The 17,307-nt window shown below is 72.3% G+C and carries 15 protein-coding genes; 12 read left to right on the forward strand and 3 right to left on the reverse strand.

The features are described 5' to 3' along the window. The first annotated feature begins 95 nt into the window (after positions 1–95). The 8 genes from ABRP24_RS08665 to ABRP24_RS08700 all read left to right on the forward strand — a co-directional run bounded on the left by ABRP24_RS08665 (position 96) and on the right by ABRP24_RS08700 (position 8,680). Positions 96–1,250, forward strand: coding sequence for an extracellular solute-binding protein (locus ABRP24_RS08665; RefSeq protein WP_027464615.1), 1,155 nt, complete (start codon positions 96–98; stop codon positions 1,248–1,250). Then, the gene (locus ABRP24_RS08670; protein ID WP_349847989.1) at positions 1,247–2,281 is read left to right on the forward strand and encodes an ABC transporter permease subunit; all 1,035 of its coding nucleotides are present in this window, start codon (positions 1,247–1,249) and stop codon (positions 2,279–2,281) included. Before ABRP24_RS08665 ends, ABRP24_RS08670 begins: the two co-directional genes overlap by 4 nt. Further along, complete coding sequence (locus ABRP24_RS08675; protein ID WP_017886992.1) at positions 2,278–3,090, forward strand: ABC transporter permease; 813 nt, start codon at positions 2,278–2,280, stop codon at positions 3,088–3,090. The genes ABRP24_RS08670 and ABRP24_RS08675 overlap by 4 nt, the downstream gene beginning before the upstream one ends. A 26-nt stretch (positions 3,091–3,116) precedes the next feature. Further along, positions 3,117–4,193, forward strand: a complete 1,077-nt coding sequence (locus tag ABRP24_RS08680; protein ID WP_349847986.1) for an ABC transporter ATP-binding protein — start codon at positions 3,117–3,119, stop codon at positions 4,191–4,193. 107 nt (positions 4,194–4,300) lie between these two features. Then, positions 4,301–5,821 carry an inositol monophosphatase family protein gene (locus tag ABRP24_RS08685; RefSeq protein ID WP_301625120.1) on the forward strand — a complete coding sequence of 507 codons (1,521 nt, stop codon included), beginning with the start codon at positions 4,301–4,303 and terminating at the stop codon, positions 5,819–5,821. A 161-nt stretch (positions 5,822–5,982) separates the two neighbouring features. Then, positions 5,983–6,774, forward strand: coding sequence for a hypothetical protein (locus ABRP24_RS08690; protein ID WP_071246581.1), 792 nt, complete (start codon positions 5,983–5,985; stop codon positions 6,772–6,774). A 59-nt stretch (positions 6,775–6,833) separates the two neighbouring features. Further along, positions 6,834–7,835 (forward strand): ATP-binding cassette domain-containing protein, encoded by a 1,002-nt coding sequence (locus tag ABRP24_RS08695; RefSeq protein WP_349847982.1) that lies wholly within the window; start codon positions 6,834–6,836, stop codon positions 7,833–7,835. Next, positions 7,832–8,680 carry an ABC transporter permease gene (locus tag ABRP24_RS08700; RefSeq protein ID WP_051596514.1) on the forward strand — a complete coding sequence of 283 codons (849 nt, stop codon included), beginning with the start codon at positions 7,832–7,834 and terminating at the stop codon, positions 8,678–8,680. Before ABRP24_RS08695 ends, ABRP24_RS08700 begins: the two co-directional genes overlap by 4 nt. Before the next feature lie 24 nt (positions 8,681–8,704). Here the strand turns inward: ABRP24_RS08700 and ABRP24_RS08705 are convergent, their stop codons facing one another. Both ABRP24_RS08705 and ABRP24_RS08710 read right to left on the reverse strand, forming a co-directional pair. Then, complete coding sequence (locus ABRP24_RS08705; RefSeq protein ID WP_111057048.1) at positions 8,705–9,367, reverse strand: response regulator transcription factor; 663 nt, start codon at positions 9,365–9,367, stop codon at positions 8,705–8,707. After that, the gene (locus tag ABRP24_RS08710) at positions 9,364–10,599 is read right to left on the reverse strand and encodes a PspC domain-containing protein (protein ID WP_349847979.1); all 1,236 of its coding nucleotides are present in this window, start codon (positions 10,597–10,599) and stop codon (positions 9,364–9,366) included. Before ABRP24_RS08710 ends, ABRP24_RS08705 begins: the two co-directional genes overlap by 4 nt. 114 nt (positions 10,600–10,713) lie before the next feature. Between ABRP24_RS08710 and ABRP24_RS08715 the strand changes: the two genes are divergently transcribed. The 4 genes from ABRP24_RS08715 to ABRP24_RS08730 all read left to right on the forward strand — a co-directional run bounded on the left by ABRP24_RS08715 (position 10,714) and on the right by ABRP24_RS08730 (position 15,506). Further along, positions 10,714–12,126 carry a PspC domain-containing protein gene (locus tag ABRP24_RS08715; protein WP_349847976.1) on the forward strand — a complete coding sequence of 471 codons (1,413 nt, stop codon included), beginning with the start codon at positions 10,714–10,716 and terminating at the stop codon, positions 12,124–12,126. Between the two features lie 11 nt (positions 12,127–12,137). After that, positions 12,138–12,446 carry a hypothetical protein gene (locus ABRP24_RS08720; protein WP_138802778.1) on the forward strand — a complete coding sequence of 103 codons (309 nt, stop codon included), beginning with the start codon at positions 12,138–12,140 and terminating at the stop codon, positions 12,444–12,446. Positions 12,447–12,600: 154 nt separating this feature from the next. Further along, positions 12,601–14,502, forward strand: coding sequence for an amino acid transporter (locus tag ABRP24_RS08725; RefSeq protein ID WP_231495623.1), 1,902 nt, complete (start codon positions 12,601–12,603; stop codon positions 14,500–14,502). Beyond that, positions 14,499–15,506, forward strand: coding sequence for a DMT family transporter (locus ABRP24_RS08730; RefSeq protein WP_301629684.1), 1,008 nt, complete (start codon positions 14,499–14,501; stop codon positions 15,504–15,506). The genes ABRP24_RS08725 and ABRP24_RS08730 overlap by 4 nt, the downstream gene beginning before the upstream one ends. A gap of 24 nt (positions 15,507–15,530) precedes the next feature. Here the strand turns inward: ABRP24_RS08730 and ABRP24_RS08735 are convergent, their stop codons facing one another. Continuing rightward, positions 15,531–17,213 (reverse strand): long-chain-fatty-acid--CoA ligase, encoded by a 1,683-nt coding sequence (locus ABRP24_RS08735; protein WP_349847973.1) that lies wholly within the window; start codon positions 17,211–17,213, stop codon positions 15,531–15,533. Between the last annotated feature and the right edge of the window lie 94 nt (positions 17,214–17,307).

Consider the following 17,307-nt stretch of genomic DNA (forward strand, 5'->3'; position numbering starts at 1 on the left):
ACGACCCGCCCGCACGACCCCTCACACCCGCACGACCCCGCACACCCCCACCCCGCACGACCCCACCGCACCACCACGGAACAGGGAGAACCCACGTGAAGACCCGAGTCCTCGCCGGCCTCGCCATCGCGGCAGCCGCGACCGTCGCACTCTCCGGCTGCGTCCAGAGCGCCAACGCCTCGAACGCCTCCGACACCGACGGCACCACCGACCTCACCGTGTTCATCAGCGGCGACACCAACGTCCAGGACCTCTGGGACAAGTCGCTCATCCCCGCCTTCGAGAAGGCCAACCCGAAGATCCACGTCAGCACGAGCATCGACCTGCACGGCGAGCACGACGCCCAGACCCAGGCGAACCTCGCCACCGCGGTCAAGGCCGGCAAGTCCGTCGCGTACGACCTCGTCGACGCCGGCTTCGTCACCACCGCCGGCAAGGCCGGGCTGATGGCGAAGGTCGGCGACAGCACGATCCCGAACCTCAAGGACGTCCCGGACGCCACGAAGCAGCAGGGCGGCGACAGCGCCATCCCGTACCGCGCTTCGAGCGTGCTGCTGGCGTACGACGCGAAGAAGGTCACGGACCCGCCGAAGACCCTCGACGACCTGCTCGCCTGGATCAAGGCCAACCCGGGCGAGTTCGCCTACAACTCCCCGTCGTCCGGCGGTTCGGGTGGCTCGTTCGTGGCCACGGTGCTCGCGAAGTACCTGACGCCCGCCGAGCAGGAGACGATGCAGACGAAGTACGACAAGTCGCTCGAGTCGAAGTGGGACAAGGGCTTCGCGGCCCTGAAGGACCTCGGCCCGTCGACGTACCAGAAGGGCGTCTACCCGAACGGCAACGACCAGGTCGTGCAGCTGCTCGGCAGTGGCCAGATCGCGATGGCCCCCGTCTGGAGCGACCAGTTCATCACCTCGCAGAAGACCGGCATCATCCCGAAGACCGTCAAGGCCGTGCAGATCGACGACCCGTCGTTCACCGGCAGCGCGAGCTTCCTCGGCATCCCCAAGACCGAGCCGAAGGCCAAGAAGGCGGCAGCCGAGAAGCTCGCCGACTTCGTGCTCAGCGCGAAGGGGCAGCAGCTCGTCGCGAGCGCCGTCTCCGGCTACCCGGTGATCCCGCTCGACAGCCTGCCGGCGTCGGTCGCCGAGCAGTTCGCCGACGCAAACCCCTCGCAGCTCCGCCTCGGGTTCCAGAGCGACTTCGCCGCCGACATGAACGCGGCGTGGGACGCGAAGGTCCCGCAGTGACCCAGACCGTCCAGGACGGCCCGGCAACCGGCCGGGAGGCCCGTGGCGACTCCGCCACGGGCCTCCCGCCCGTCCCGCCCCACGCCCAGGGCCCGGCGCACCCCGCCAGCGGGCGTACGGCGCAGGAGCGGCTGGCCCGCCGCCGGCGGTGGCAGGGCCTCGCCCTCGTCGCCGCCCCGGTGCTGGTCGTCGTCCTGTTCGTCGGCGTCCCGGTGGTGAACGCCGCCCTGTTCAGCCTCGGGTTCACCGGTGGCCTGAACCAGGCGCTCGCCGACATCGGCGGCGACACCGTGCGCGGCTTCTCGTTCGCGGTCTACGCCACCCTGCTCGGCAACGCCACGTTCCTGCGTGACCTGGTCGCGACGCTCGGGGTCACCGCACTGTCGACCGGCCTGACCGTGGGGCTCGCCGTCGTCGTCGCGGTGATCCTGCGACTCCGCGGAGGCTTCCTCGGCAAGACCCTCAGTGTCCTGGCCGTGGTACCGATCTTCGTGCCGGTGGTCATCGCCAGCTGGTCCATCCTGACGTTCACCGACGCGCAGGGGTTCCTCCGGAGCCTCGGTGCCCAGTTCGGCCTCGACGTCCCGGTGTGGGGCTACACCCTCGTCGCCGTGGTGTTCGGCAGCGTCTGGACCAGCCTGCCGTTCGCGGTGCTCATGATCGCCGGGGCGCTGCAGGGCACACCGGACGCCCTGGTCGAGGCCGCGAAGGACGCCGGGGCGAGCACCTGGCGCGTCGTCTGGCAGGTGCTCCTGCCGATGGCCGCGACCCCGCTCGTCATCGCGACGACGTTCACCGTGATCGGGGTCCTCGGTTCGTTCACCGTGCCGTACTTCACCGGTCCGAACGCCCCGACGATGCTCGGCGTCGACATCTCGAAGTACTTCCAGGCCTACAACCGTCCACAGCAGTCGACGGCGATGGCGTTCATCGTGTTCGCGTTCGCCGCGGCCGCGAGCATCTTCTACCTCCGCTCGACGGTCCGCTCGAACGCGGGCGAGCTCGACACGAAGCAGCAGGAGCAGCAGTGATCAAGCGTCTGACCGGCAACGCCCTCGTCTGGGCGACCGCGATCGTGCTGGCCGTGTTCATCCTCGGGCCGCTCGTCTGGCTGGCCGCCCGTGCCTTCGCCACGACGTGGACCTACCCGAACCTGCTGCCCGACGGCTGGACCCTGCAGTGGTGGGGCACCGTGTTCGAGGACCGCAGCCTGGCCGTCGCGGTGCAGAACTCGCTCGTCCTCGCCCCGCTCACGGTCCTCATCGCCGCGGTGGTCTGCCTGCCCGCCGCGTGGGCGATCAGCCGCATCGAGTTCCCGGGGCGGCGGCTCGTGCTCGTCGGACTGTTCGCCACGAACGCGTTCCCGAAGATGGGCCTCTTCGTCACGATGTCGGCGATGTTCACCGCGCTGAACCTCATGAACACGGTCACCGGCATCCTGATCGTCCACGTCCTGGGCTGCGTCGTGTTCATGACGTGGTTGCCCGCCGCAGCGTTCTCGGCCGTGCCGCGGTCCCTCGAGGAAGCCGCCCGCGACGCCGGGGCGAGCCGCTGGCGCACCTTCTGGAAGGTGACGTTCCCGATCGCCTGGCCCGGGATCCTCGTCGCGATGGTGATGTCGTTCCTGGCGTCCTTCGACGAGGCGCAGGGCACGTACCTGGTCGGCGCCCCGACGTACATGACGATGCCGACGGCGATGTACTCGCTCGTCCTGAACTCCCCGCGCCAGGTCTCGGCGGTGTTCGCGATCGCGCTGAGCATCCCGTCCGTGGTCCTGCTGCTGCTCGCCCGGAAGCACATCATGGGCGGCCGCCTGGCGGACGGCTTCCAGATCCGATGACCCACACCAGTACGAAAGGCGACCAGATGACGGACAAGGCGCTCGTCGCAGAACGCACACCGGGCCTCCAGGCCGACGGCAGCACGGCGGACCGGACCCGCTCCGGCGGACTCACCATCCGCGGACTGCGCAAGACGCTCGGTGGGCGCGACGTCGTCGCCGGCATCGACCTCGACGTCGCGAAGGGCGAGCTCGTCTCGCTCCTCGGCCCGTCCGGCTGCGGCAAGACCACGACGCTCCGCATGGTGGCGGGGTTCCTGCCCGCCGACGGCGGCGTCGTGACCATGGGGGACCGCGACGTCACGTCGCTCGGCCCGGAGCGCCGGCCGAGCGCGATGGTGTTCCAGAACTACGCGCTCTGGCCGCACATGACGGTGACGCAGAACGTCGCGTTCCCGCTGCGGACCCGACGGGTGCCGAAGCAGCGGGTCGCCGAGCGGGTGCGCGACGCGCTCGAGCTCGTCGGCCTGAGCCACCACGCCGGCTCGAAGCCGACCGCGATCTCGGGCGGCGAGCAGCAGCGCGTCGCCCTGGCCCGCGCCATCGTGCAGGAGCCGGACGTCCTGCTCCTCGACGAGCCGCTGTCGAACCTCGATGCGAAGCTCCGCGTGAGCGTCCGCGACGAGATCCGCCGCATCCAGCAGCGACTCGGCATCACGACCGTGATCGTCACGCACGACCAGGACGAAGCGCTCAGCATCTCCGACCGGATCGCCGTCATGCACGACGGCCGCATCGAGCAGATCGCGACACCGACCGAGCTGTACGCCCGCCCCGCCACGAGCTTCGTCGCGTCGTTCATCGGGTCGACGAGCGTCGTCACCGGCCGGTTCCTCGCCGGCACCTCGGTCAGCCCGACGGCGGCCGACACGGTGCTGGTCCGCCCCGAGCAGGTCGTGCTCACCGATGACTCGCCGATCCGTGCGACGGTCGCGCGGGTGCTCATGCGCGGGCACTTCGCCGAGGTCGTGCTCAGCACCGACGGCGCGGAGCTCCGCGCCTACGTCACCGGGCCGCCGCCGGCGGTCGGCGCCGAGACCGGGGTGCGGCTGGGCGAGGTGCTCGTCCACCGCGACGGCGTGCTGCTCGAGGTCGCCCGATGAGCGCGGGGGCTTCGACGTCCACGGCTTCGGCTTCGGCTGCGTCTGCGTCTGCGCCTGCGCCTGCGGTCGACCGTGTGGTCTCGGCCAGCGTGGACGCCAGGCCCGGCGTGCGTCCGCCACGCCTCGTCGCCCACCGCGGTGCGCCGCGCGTCCGGCGCGAGAACACGCTGCCCGCCATCGCGGTCGCCGAGGCGCTCGGCGCCGAGGTGATCGAGGTCGACGTCCGTCGCACCGCCGACGGCGTCGCCGTCCTGCTGCACGACGAGACCCTCGGCCGGATGTGGGGCGACGCCCGCCGGGTGTCCGACGTCGACTGGTGCGACGTCGCCCGGCTCGGCAACGGCCTCGACCGGATCCCGCGGCTCGACGGTGCACTCGAACGGCTCGACGGCTGCCGGTCGACCCTGCTCGTCGACCTGACCGACGCCGAGGACGCCCTGGTCGCCGCCCGCACCGTCGCGGGCTTCACCGGCTCCACCGCGGTGGCCTGGTGCGGGGCACCGGCGGCGATGGCGGCCGTCCGCTCCGTGCTGCCCGACGCCGACGTCTGGCTGGCGTGGGAGTCGCTCGATCCGCCCGTCGCCGCGGACCTCGAGGCGCTCGCGCCGTCGACGCTCAACCTCGACGTCGCGTTCCTCACCCCGCGCACCGTCGAGGTCGCGCACGCCCTGGGCCTGCGCGTCGCCGTCTGGACCATCGACGACGTCGAGCCCGCCATCTGGGCAGCCCGGCTCGGTGTCGACTCGATCACCACGAACGACGTCGGGTCCATCGGAGCAGCCCTGTCGGCGGCCGAGCGCGACGGCTGGCCCGAGCGCGACCGCGAGCCCACCGAGACCGAGGTCGCCTCGCGCGCCCAGGCCCTGGCCCACCGCATCGCCCACGAGGTCATCGCGTACACGCGCGAACACCCGGTCAGCGAGGTCCACACCAAGGCGAACCCCGCCGACCTGGTCACCGACGTCGACCGCCTGGTGGAGCAGCACGTCCGCTCCCGCGTGCGGATGGTGTTCCCGACGCACGGGTTCACCGGCGAGGAGTACGGCGAGGCCCCCGGCGACCGGCACCGCTGGTTCCTCGACCCCGTCGACGGCACCACCAACCTGGCGAACGGCGTGCCCTGGACCTCGATGTCGCTCTGCCTGACCCGTGGCGGGCGTCCGCTCGTCGGCGTCGTCGCGGACCCCTGGCGCGGCGAGGTGCTCGAGGCCCGACGCGGCCGCGGCGCCACCCTGCGCGACCGCCAGCTCCGACTCGACGACACACCCCGGCCGCTCGCCGGCGCCGTCGTCGGCACCGAGCTCGACGGACACCGCCCGTGGCCGGGGTTCGGGGCGTTCCTCGACGCCCTGGCCGACCGGTCGTGCACGCTCCGGGTGCAGGGATCGGGCACGTTGACGATCGCCCAGGTCGCGGCGGGGCGGGGGATCGGCGGCTGCGTCTCGGCGTTCAACCCGGTCGACCACGGCGCCGCGGTGCTGCTCGTGCACGAGGCCGGGGGCGTCGTGCTGACGCCGTCCGGCCCCGTGGAGGGCTTCCCGCCCGTGGGGGAGCCGTTCCTCGTGGCGCACCCGGGGGCCGCGGACGAGCTGCACGCGGTGTGGACGGCGGCGCTCGCCGCGGGGTGAGCCGCGGCGCACGGTGCGGACCGGAGGCACGGTGCCAGGCCGGCACGCGCCTCCCGGCCGACTCTGAGCGGGCGCTCAGTCATCGGACGCCGGGGGTTCGTAGTGTTGCAGTCCACGACGGGTCCGACCGGACCCGCCGTGCACCCGAAGGAGCATCGACCATGGGATTCCTCGACCGCCTGCTCGGACGTCCGGAGCGTGACCGATCCGCGGACGCGCAGCAGAACCAGTGGGGGCAGCCGCCGCAGCAGCAGGGCTACCGGTACGGCCAGCAGTCCTACCAGCAGCCGGCACCGTCCGCACCGCAGGGCGGCCAGTACGGCGTCCCGCAGTGGGGCGGTGCACCGACGCAGCAGCAGGGCGCGACGACCGACGACGAGCGTGCGGTCGAGCGCTACCGCTACCTGCTCCGCACGGCCCCGCCGGAGCGCATCGAGGAGGTCCACGCCGAGGCCTTCGCCAAGCTGACCGACGAGCAGCGCCGCATGGTCTACGACGAGTTCACCCGGACCGCGCCTCCCGGTGAGGCGCCCCGTGGCGACGACCCGCGCTCGCTCGCCCAGTCGGCGACCCGCTCCGAGATCCGCCAGCCGGGCTTCATGGAGCGCTCGCTCGGCGGCGTCGGCGGTGGCGGCGGACGCTTCGGCGGCCAGCGCGGGGGCCCGTCGTTCGGCAGCATGATCGGCGCCTCGATCCTCGGGACGGTGGCCGGCTACGTCATCGGTTCGGCGATCATGAGCGCGTTCCTGCCCGACCCCGGTTCGTTCGATGGCGGTACCGACGCTGCGGGTGACGGTGGTTCGGAGGACACTGGTGCTGAATCCGGCGATGCCGGGGCGTCCGACGGCGGCGCATCCGACGGCGGCGGCTTCGACAATGCGGGCTGGGGCGACAGCGGATCCGACTTCGGCGGTGGCTTCAGCGACTTCGGTGGTGGTGACTTCGACGTCTGAGTGACGTCCGTCGCTCCACCGGACCCCCGGGTACCCACCGTGTCCGACGAAGGAGCGACATGGCCATCATCGAAGCCTCCGGGCTGACCAAGACCTACAGGTCGAAGTCCGGGCCGGTGCACGCGCTTGCCGGACTCGACCTGTCGGTGCCGCAGGGCACCGTGAAGGCACTGCTCGGGCCGAACGGCGCGGGCAAGACCACGGTGGTGAAGGTGCTCACCACCCTCATCACGCCGGACTCGGGGACCGCGACGATCGACGGCATCGACGTGATCGCCGACCCGCAGGCCACCCGGCGGTCCATCGGGGTGTCCGGGCAGTACGCGGCGGTCGACGAGAACCTGACCGGGTTCGAGAACCTCGAGATGATCGGGCGGCTCTACCACCTGGGCCGCAGGACCGCGCGCGATCGTGCCCGGGAGCTCATCGACGTCTTCGACCTGTCCGAGGCGGGCGACCGTCCGGTGAAGGGCTTCTCCGGCGGCATGCGGCGACGCATCGACCTCGCCGGGGCGCTGGTGATGAACCCGCGCGTGCTGTTCCTCGACGAGCCGACGACGGGCCTCGACCCCCGCAGCCGACTGGCGCTCTGGGGCATCATCGAGGACCTCGTGGCCGAGGGGGCGACGGTGCTCCTCACCACCCAGTACCTGGAGGAAGCCGACCGGCTCGCCGACGACATCGCGGTCATCGACGACGGGGCGGTCATCGCCGAGGGCACCGCGGACCAGCTCAAGGCGCAGGTCGGCGGGCACCGGGTGGTCGTCACCCTGGTCGACGAGGCCGACGGCGACGCGGCGACCACGGTGCTCCGCCGCTACGGGGTCGGCGAGGTCGAGACCTCGGGCGACGGCCGCACCCGTGCCATCGCGGTGGAGGCCGGTCCGGCAGCCCTGCAGCGCGTGCTCGCCGACCTGGGCGCGGCCGGCATCGAACTCCACGACGCCGGCATGCGACGCCCGACCCTCGACGACGTCTTCCTCCGCCTGACCGGACACGCCGCGACGGACGACGACGCCGACGAACCCGCGGCCGCCAAGCAGAAGGAGACGGCACGATGACCACCACGTCCCTCGCGCCGGGCCGCCAGCTGCCCGTCGTCGTCACCTCGCCGCTCGCCGTCTGGGTCGAGGACGGCTGGACCGTCACCAAGCGGAACCTCATCAAGCTCAAGCGGTCGCCGGACATGCTCGTGTTCGCCGTGCTGCAGCCGATCATGTTCGTGCTGCTGTTCAGCCAGGTGTACGGCGGCGCCATCCAGGTCCAGGGGACCGACTACACGCAGTTCCTGATGGCGGGGATCTTCGCGCAGACCGTGGTGTTCGGTGCGACGTTCTCCGGATCGGCGATGGCGCAGGACCTGAAGGAAGGGCTGATCGACCGGTTCCGGACGCTGCCGATGTCGGCGTCCGCGGTACTGGTCGGGCGCACCAACTCCGACCTCGTCCTCAACTCGATCTCGATGGCGATCATGATGCTCACCGGCCTGGCGGTCGGGTGGCGGGTGAACTCGTCGCCGCTCGAGTTCCTGGCCGGCATCGCCCTGCTGCTGCTGTTCAGCTACGCGTTCAGCTGGGTCATGGCGCTGCTCGGCATGAGCGTCAAGACGCCCGAGGTCATCAACAACGCCTCGTTCATGATCCTGTTCCCGCTGACGTTCATCTCGAACGCGTTCGTGCCGAGCGACACCCTGCCGCTGGTGCTGCGCGTGTTCGCGGAGTGGAACCCGGTGTCGTCGCTCGTGCAGGCCGCGCGGGAGCTGTTCGGCAACGTCGGGTCCGCGCCGGTACCGGACATCTGGACGATGCAGCACCCCGTGCTGACGGTGCTGATCGGCATCGCCGTGATGCTCGTGGTCTTCGTCCCGTGGGCGGTGAACAAGTACACCCGCATCAGCGCGAAGTGAGGCCGGTCCGGCCGGCGTGGACGCTCAGAGCAGCTTGCGCTGCAGCGCCCACGCGGTCAGCTCGTGCCGGTTCGACAGCTGGAGCTTCCGCAGGACCTTCGACACGTGTGTCTCGACGGTCTTCACCGAGATGAACAGCTCCGTCGCGACCTCCTTGTAGGCGTACCCGCGCGCGATGAGCCGCATGACCTCCTGCTCGCGGGCGGACAGGCGGTCCAGCTCGGCGTCGTGCTGCGCCGTCTCGCCGCTGACCGCTCCGAAGGCGTCGAGCACGAAGCCGGCCAGGCGCGGCGAGAAGACCGCGTCACCGTCCGCCACGCGGGCCACGGCCTCGGCGACCTCGGCACTCGACGAGCTCTTCGTGATGTACCCGCGGGCGCCGGCCCGGATGACCCGCACCACGTCGTCGGCGGCGTCCGACACGCTCAACGCGAGGAACCGGGTGTCCGGGTTCCCCGGTGCGGACCGCGTGATGACCTCGGCACCGCCGCCGCCGGCGCCGCCCGGCAGGTGCACGTCGAGCAGGACGACGCGCGGGCGCGTGGCCGCGACGAGCGTCACGGCTTCGTCGACGGTCGCCGCCTCACCCACGACCTGGAGGCCCGGTGGCAGCCCGGCGCGCACGCCGGCTCGGAAGATGGAGTGGTCATCGACGATCGCGACCGTCAACGGGGCGGGTCCGGTCATGCGTGCTCCTCGTCGTGGGTGGCGGGTGCGAGCGGCAGGGTCAGCCGGACCTCGGTGCCGGTGCGGCCCGGCCCCGGCGCGATGGTCGCGTGGCCGCCGAGGCGCTGCATCCGGCCGATGATCGACTCGCGGACGCCGTACCGGCCCTCGGGCACCGCGTCGACGTCGAAGCCCGGGCCGCGGTCGCGGATGCTGAGCTCGACCCGCTCACCGGCGGTCTCGGCGTACACGCTCACGGTCCCACCGGCGTGCCGGGCGGCGTTGAGCATCGCCTCGCGGGCGGCGGCGACGAGCCCGTCCGGCAGGTCGCTGCGGGCGGGTCCGACCGCGATGACCTCGATGCGGGCGGGGTACTCGGCCTCGATGTCCACGGCAGCGTCCCGCAGCTGCGTGCCGAGGTCGCGCGCAGGTTCCGCCTGCTCGGTGAACAGCCAGGACCGCAGCTCGCGCTCCTGCGCCCGCGCCAACCGCGCCGCGTCCGAACCCGGCTCGGCCTTCTGCTGGATGAGGGCGAGGGTCTGCAGCACCGAGTCGTGCAGGTGCGCCGCGAGCTCGGCGCGCTCGAGGTCGCGGACGCGGGCGCCGCGTTCCTCGGCGAGGTCGCGGACGAGTCGGACCACCCACGGGGCGACGACGACGGCGACCCCGACCAGGACGGCGACCGCGGCGGTGAGGACGGTCCAGACGTTCGGGCGGCTGCTCGTCGTGAAGAACAGCAGGATGCCGAGCACGACGAGCACCAGGGCCCCGAGCGCCCGGACGACCAGGGCGGAGGACCCGGCGGTGCGGACGTTGCGGAGCGCGTCGAACTGCCGCCAGGCGAGTGCGGCGCCGGTGACGACCACGACGCCGGGCACGACGACCTCGAGGGGGACCGCCGCACCCATCCGTGCCGCGACGACGGCGCCGGCGGCCGCGAGCAGGGCCACGCCGAGCAGGATCTCGACGACCGGGGCGTGCCGGGCGGACGCGGTGGGCTCGTCCTGGTCGACGTCGGCGGCAGGGGTCAGCACGGACTTGAGCGGTGCGCTTCCGGCGGCTGCCCCGGCGGCTGCGCTCGGCACGGTCGCCCAGAGCCAGGCGTAGAGCAGCAGCCCGGCGCCGCCGCAGACCACCAGGACCGCGGTGGCGAGCCGGACGGCCCCGACCGGCAGCCCGGTGTGCGCCGCGAACCCGCTGCAGACCCCGCCGACGACCCTGGGGGTCGGGCGCGTCATCGTCGCGGTGGCCATGGGGCAATCCTGGCACCCGGACGGCGGTCCCTGCAGGGTCGGGGGCAGGGATCAGGGACCGGTCAGGGGGAACCCCGATGGTGTCGGCGGAGCACTGCCGGGATGCTGGTGGCCATGACCGATCACCAGCACGACTCCGCTCCCGGCACCGCCGCCGGCAGCGCCGACTCGACGACCCGGTTCTTCGACTGGGTCCGCGGCCTCGGCATCGCGCGCACCGACGACCGCTGGCTCGCCGGCGTGTGCGGTGCCGTCGCCCGCCGCACCGGGCTCGACCCGCTCGTGGTCCGCGGCGTGACGATCGTCGTCGCGCTGCTGGGCGGGCCGGTCTTCCTCGCCTACGCCGTCGGTTGGGCGCTGCTGCCCGACACCGCCGGACGCATCCACGTCGAACGGATGATCCGCGGGGTCCTCGACCCGGCGCTCATCGCGATCGGCGCGCTCGTGGCACTGACGTTCGTGCCCGCGGCCCGGGGCCTCTGGTGGCAGGGGGTCCCGGACGCCTGGGGGATGCCCGGATGGCTCGAGGCGACCCTGGCCACCGCGTGGAGCATCGTGCTCGTCGGCGGGATCGTGTGGCTCATCGTGGTCCTGGCCCGACGCGGGGTGGACGGTGATCTGTCAGCGAGCACTGGCACTGGCACCGGCACCGGCACCGGCACCGACCCGACCGCCGCACCGCGGGGCGACTTCTGGACCAGCCCCGAGGAGCCGCACCCGGCCCGGAACGCGTGGACTGCGGAGGCGACCGGCGCGACGGACGCGGGGCGGGCCTCCTGGCAGTGGGGTGCACCGCTGAGCCCCGAGGACCGGCGACGGCAGCACGAGGAGCGGATGCGCGCGGAACGCGAGCGGGCGGCCGAACGGCGGGCCGAGCGGGTGGAGCGGCGCCCCGGGGCGGCGTACGTCGCCGTGTCCCTCGGACTCGCACTCGTCGCCGGAGCCGGGGTCGCGTTCTGGGCGCAGCAGGCCGGGTGGTCCGTCCCGGTCCTCGGGATCGCCGCGGCGCTCGCGGTGCTGGCGATCGCCACGATCGTCGCCGGGATCCGCGGCCGTGACGACGACGTGCTCGGATTGTTCTCGACGATCGCCGCGGTGGCCCTGGTGGTCACCGGGGTCCTGCCCGCCGGCACCCAGGTCTCGCTGATCGGCGGCACCACGTGGCAGGTCGAACGCGCCGCCTCGGGGACCGAACGGGACTTCGCGATGCTGGCGGGCGGTCCCACCCTGGACCTCCGCGGACTCGAGCCGTCGGCCGTCGGGGGCGACGTGAGCCTCTGGCTGGGCGCCGGCGGAGCCGAGGTGCTGCTGCCGACCGACCTGCCGGTGCGGGTCGAGGTGAGCGGTGTCGGCTACGGGATCGACACCGGCGGGGGCGACGACGACGGCACCGGTGGGGTGCTCCGGACCACCACGCTCGAGAACCGTGCGGCACGCACGGCCGACGCGGACGAGACGACGACGGTGCACCTGTGGATCCTCGGCGGTGGCGTCGAGGTGCCGCGGGCGATCACGGTCGGCGAGTGAGGAACGGGACGATGACGACGGACAGCACGACCAACGACAACCCGACGGACGACGGCTCGACGAACGACGAGGCGACTGCACCGGTGGCCTCCCCGGGCGCCCCGGACGGGCCCGCCTACCGGCCCCGACGCGGTGGTGCACGCTTCGGCACGATCCTCTGGGGCGTGCTGCTCCTGGTGTTCGCCGGAGCGATGGCCGTGAGTGCGCTGCCGATGTTCTCAGTGGACACCACGACCCTGCTGTTGGCTGCCTGCATCGCCGCCGGCGTGCTGCTGGTCGTGGCGGGGATCGTGGCGGCCCTGTCCCGCACACGGCGCTAGTCGGACCGCTCCTTGCACCGGGCTGTCCAGGTGTGCACGGGGGTCACCAGGACGGCTTAGCATCATCCACGTGACCGCGACAGACGCCGAGCGGGCCGCCCAGCGCGACGCCACCGAGCAGCCCCTCGACCGCAGCACCCGCCTGCGCCGGTGGATGCTGCACGGGGCCGACCAGGGCGCCTCGCACCAGGGCCCGCACCAGGTCGAGGTCGAGAAGACCCACCCGTGGTGGCGGGTCATGTGCCTGACCGGCGTCGACTACTTCTCCACCCTCGGGTACCAGCCCGCCATCGCCGCGCTCGCCGCGGGGCTGCTGTCGCCGATCGCGACGATCGTCCTCGTGCTCGTCACGCTGTTCGGGGCGCTGCCGGTCTACCGCCGGATCGCCCACGACAGCTTCCGGGGCGCCGGGTCGATCATGATGCTCGAGAAGCTCCTGCCGTGGTGGGCGGGCAAGCTCCTCGTGCTGGTGCTGCTCGGGTTCGCCGTGACGGACTTCATGATCACGATGACCCTGTCGGCGGCCGACGCCACGGCGCACATCGCCGAGAACCCGTACACGCCGCACTGGTTCACCGAGATCCCGGTGCCGCTCACCCTGGCGCTGCTGCTCCTGCTCGGCATCGTGTTCCTGCGCGGGTTCAAGGAGGCCATCGGCATCGCGGTCGGGCTCGTCGCGGTGTTCCTCGCCCTGAACGCCGTCGTCATCATCGTCGCCCTCTGGCACGTGTTCGAGAACCCGATGGTGGCGAGCGACTGGTGGTCCGGGCTGACGGCACAGCACAGCAACCCGCTCGTGATGGTCGGCATCGCCCTGATCGTGTTCCCGAAGCTCGCGCTCGGGCTCTCCGGCTTCGAGACCGGCGTCGCGGTGATGCCGCAGGTCCGCGGTGACGCCAGCGACGACACCAGCGATCGACCCGAGGGCCGGATCCGCGGCACCAAGCGACTGCTGACCGTCGCGGCGCTCATCATGAGCTCGTTCCTCATCACGTCGTCGATCGTGACGACGTTCCTCATCCCGCAGCGCGAGTTCCAGCCGGGCGGCGGTGCGAACGGCCGTGCCCTGGCGTACCTGGCGCACGAGTACATGGGCGGGGTGTTCGGGTCGATCTACGACTTCTCGACCGTCGCCATCCTGTGGTTCGCCGGTGCGAGCGCGATGGCGGGGCTCCTCAACCTGGTGCCGCGGTTCCTGCCCCGCTACGGCATGGCACCGCAGTGGGCGCGTGCGGTGCGTCCCCTCGTGATCATCTTCACGCTCATCGCGTTCGTCATCACGATCATCTTCCAGGCCGACGTCGACGCCCAGGGTGGCGCCTACGCCACCGGCGTGCTGGTGCTCATCACGAGCGCAGCGGTCGCGGTGACGCTGTCCGCGCGCCGCAAGCAGCAGCGCAAGCGCACCATCGCGTTCGGTGTCATCTCGGTCGTGTTCGTCTACACCACGGTCGCCAACGTCATCGAGCGGCCCGACGGCGTGCGGATCGCGGCGATCTTCATCATCGCGATCGTCGTGGTGTCGCTCATCTCGCGCGTGCGGCGTTCGTTCGAGCTCCGGGCGTCGTCCATCGAGCTCGACGCGACCGCCCGGCAGTTCGTCGAGGCCGACGCCGACCAGTTCAGTTCGGTCTGCATCATCGCGAACGAGCCCGGTGCCGGCACGGCCGAGGCGTACCGGGCGAAGGGGCGCGAGGAACGCCGCGACTCCGGCATCCCGGCCCGCGTGCCGACGATGTTCCTCGAGGTCCTGCCGGCCGACTCGTCCGACTTCGAAGAGGACCTGGTGGTCGAAGGCCACGTCATCCACGGGTTCCGCGTGCTCAAGGTCCGCTCCGGCAACGTCCCGAACACCATCGCGTCGACGCTCCTCGCCATCCGCGACCTCGCCGGGGTGGTGCCGAGCATCTACTTCGAGTGGAACGAGGGCAGCCCGATCCGCAACGCCCTGCGCTTCGTGTTCACCGGCGCCGGCGACGTCGCCCCCGTCACGCGCGAGGTCCTGCGCGAAGCGGAACCCGAGGTCAACCGACGGCCCAGCGTCCACGTCTCGTGAGTCACGGACCGGGCGCGGGGCGTGCCTCCAGGCCCATCGGCGGCCTGGCGGCGATCGCGGTCGCCGCGGCGGTCTGGGGCACCACCGGGACCGCGACGCACTTCGCGCCCGGTGTGCCGGCGTTCGTGTTCGGTGCGGTGACCTTCGGGCTCGGCGGCCTCGTGCTCGCCGCGACCGCGGGCCGGGGCACGCTGCGTGCCGTCACGCAGCGCCGGACGCGCGGCTGGGCACTGCTCGGGGCCGCATCGCTCGTGGTCTACGCGGTCGCGTTCTACGCGGCCCTCGCCGACGCCGGGGTCGCGCTCGGCACGACCCTGGCCATCGGGTCGTCGCCCGTCTTCGCCGGCCTGGTCGAGTGGGTCGCCGACCGCAGACGCGTCACCCGCCGGTGGGTCCTCGCCACCCTGGTGAGCGTGGTCGGCATGGTCGTCGTCACCCTCGCGCGCTCCGAGCACGACGGCGGCGGGCGGTCACTCGCGGTCGGAGTCGGCAGCGCCCTGGTCGCCGGTCTGACGTACGCGCTGTACTCGTGGGCGGTGGCGCGGGGGATGCACGCCGCGACGAGCCGGATGCCGATCGCCGTCGTCCGCGCGGAGTCCGACAGCATGCGCGTCGGCGGGGACGTCGGGGTCGCGGCCGCACGGGCCGCCCGCGGGCCGAACGAACGCGGGCTCGTCGGCGCGGTGTTCGGGGTGGCCGCGGTGCCGCTCGTCGTGCTCGCCGTGGTGGCGGGCGGGCCGTTCCTGACCGACGCCGACAACTGGCCGGTGTTCCTGTACCTGGCGCTGGTGCCGACGGTGATCGGACACTCGCTGTACGCGCTCGGGCTCCGGACGGTGACCGCGTCGGTCGCGACGCTGCTGTCCCTGCTCGAGCCCGTCGTGGCCGCGGTGCTGGCGGTGCTCGTGGTGGGGGAGCGCCTGGGGACCGCCGGATGGGCCGGCATCGTGCTGGTGGTGGCCGGGCTGTCCGTGCTGGCGCTGCCCGGGCGGCGGGCCGGCTGAGCGGCGCCGCCCGGCGCCCACGCGTCAGCCGTCCAGGATCTGGTCCCGCACCTTCCGCCGCAGTACCTTGCCGATCATCGAGCGCGGCAGGTCCTCGACCACGACGACCCGGCGCGGCACCTTGTACGCCGCCAGGTGCTCGCGCGACCAGGCCCGGAGCGCGGCCCCGTCGAACGTCGAGGGGTCCTTCGGCACGACCGCGGCGACGACCTGCTCGTTGCCGCCCTGGGTGATGCCGACGACCGCGACCTCCTTGACGCTGGGGTGCTTCAGCAGGGTGTCCTCGACCTCGGACGGCGACACGTTGAAGCCGCCGGTGATGATGAGTTCCTTGAGGCGGTCGACGATCCGGACGTACCCGTCGGCGTCGATGGCCACGATGTCGCCGGTGCGGAACCAGCCGTCGGGCGTGAAGACCTCGTCGGTGGCCTCGGCCTTGCCCCAGTAGCCGCGGAACACCTGCGGGCCACGGACCTGCAGTTCGCCGGGCTCGTCGATGCCGAGCACCTTCGTGTCGTCGTCGGGGTCGACCACGCGCGCCTCGGTGGAGGACAGCGGCAGGCCGATCGATCCGAGTCGACGTTCGGGGGAGACCGGGTTGGCCATCAGGACCGGGGAGCACTCGGACAGGCCGTAGCCCTCGACCAGGTAGCCGTCGGTCCGGGCCTCCCACGGTTCGACGATGTCCTGCGACAGCGGCATGGCACCGGAGATGCCGATCTCGATGCCCTTGAGCGACACCTTCGCCGAGTCGGCCGCGTGCTGCAGCCGGGCGTAGATCGGCGGCACGGCCGGCAGGAACGTCGGCGGGTGGCGCTTGATCGCCGTCAGGACCAGGGCGGGGTCGAACGCGGGGAAGAGCACGAGCCGCGAGGCCATGCTCATCGCGAAGGTCAGGCAGAGCGTCAGGCCGTAGGCGTGGAACATCGGCAGCACCGCGTACACGACGTTGTCGCCGCGGCGGATCTGCGGCACCCACGCCCGGGCCTGTGCGGCGTTCGCCAGCAGGTTCCGGTGGCTCAGCACCGCGCCCTTCGGTGTCCCGGTGGTGCCGGACGTGTACTGGATCAGCGCGACGTCGTCGGTGGCCGGCCGCGGGTGCCGCTTCGACAGCTTGCGGGTGTCGGCGAGGTCGTCCCACTTGACCGTGCCGCGCACCTTCGCGGTCAGCTTCGCGCGGGACTCGCGGGCCTTCGCGACCGGCAGCGCCAGGGCGAGCCGGGTGCTCCGGGGCATGGCCCGGGTGATGTCGACCGACACGATCGCGTCGAGGTGCACGTCGGCCGGGAAGTCCTGCAGCGTCGCGACGGACTTGTCCCACGCGATGGCGACCTCGGCGCCGTGGTCCTCGAACTGGTGGCGGAGTTCCCGCGGCGTGTACAGCGGGTTGTGCTCGACCACGATCGCGCCGAGTCGCAGCACCGCGTAGAACGCGACGATGTGCTGCGGGCAGTTCGGCAGGACGATGGCGACGCGGTCGCCCGCGCCCACGCCCAGCTTCCGCAGGCCGTTCGCCGCGCGGAGGATCTGCTCCTCGAGGTCGGCGTAGCTCGTGGTGCGCTTGAAGAACTCGAGGGCGACCTGCCTGGGGAACTTCCGGGCCGACTGCTCGACCAGGTCGTACAGGGAACCACTCTGTTCCTCGATGTCGTGCGGGACCCCCGGGGCGTACGAGGCAAGCCAGGGACGAGGCGTGTCGATGCTCACCCGACCCAACCTAGTGGGCGACCCCCGTGCACGCTGGGAGGGCCACTTTGCGCGATGGCACCCCCACGCCCAGGTGACGGACGGAACATGACGA

Origin of the sequence: Curtobacterium sp. WHRI 8282 (assembly GCF_040223925.2) — a bacterium.
Taxonomy (GTDB): domain Bacteria; phylum Actinomycetota; class Actinomycetes; order Actinomycetales; family Microbacteriaceae; genus Curtobacterium; species Curtobacterium flaccumfaciens.

Bases quoted from the DNA above. Each gene is read 5' to 3' on its own strand.
- ABRP24_RS08725 (WP_231495623.1), top strand. From the start codon at position 12,601: ATGCTGCACGGGGCCGACCAGGGCGCCTCGCACCAGGGCCCGCACCAG.
- ABRP24_RS08720 (WP_138802778.1), top strand. From the start codon at position 12,138: ATGACGACGGACAGCACGACCAACGACAACCCGACGGACGACGGCTCG.
- ABRP24_RS08705 (WP_111057048.1), bottom strand. From the start codon at position 9,367: ATGACCGGACCCGCCCCGTTGACGGTCGCGATCGTCGATGACCACTCC.
- ABRP24_RS08690 (WP_071246581.1), top strand. From the start codon at position 5,983: ATGGGATTCCTCGACCGCCTGCTCGGACGTCCGGAGCGTGACCGATCC.
- ABRP24_RS08680 (WP_349847986.1), top strand. From the start codon at position 3,117: ATGACGGACAAGGCGCTCGTCGCAGAACGCACACCGGGCCTCCAGGCC.
- ABRP24_RS08695 (WP_349847982.1), top strand. From the start codon at position 6,834: ATGGCCATCATCGAAGCCTCCGGGCTGACCAAGACCTACAGGTCGAAG.
- ABRP24_RS08715 (WP_349847976.1), top strand. From the start codon at position 10,714: ATGACCGATCACCAGCACGACTCCGCTCCCGGCACCGCCGCCGGCAGC.
- ABRP24_RS08700 (WP_051596514.1), top strand. From the start codon at position 7,832: ATGACCACCACGTCCCTCGCGCCGGGCCGCCAGCTGCCCGTCGTCGTC.
- ABRP24_RS08710 (WP_349847979.1), bottom strand. From the start codon at position 10,599: ATGGCCACCGCGACGATGACGCGCCCGACCCCCAGGGTCGTCGGCGGG.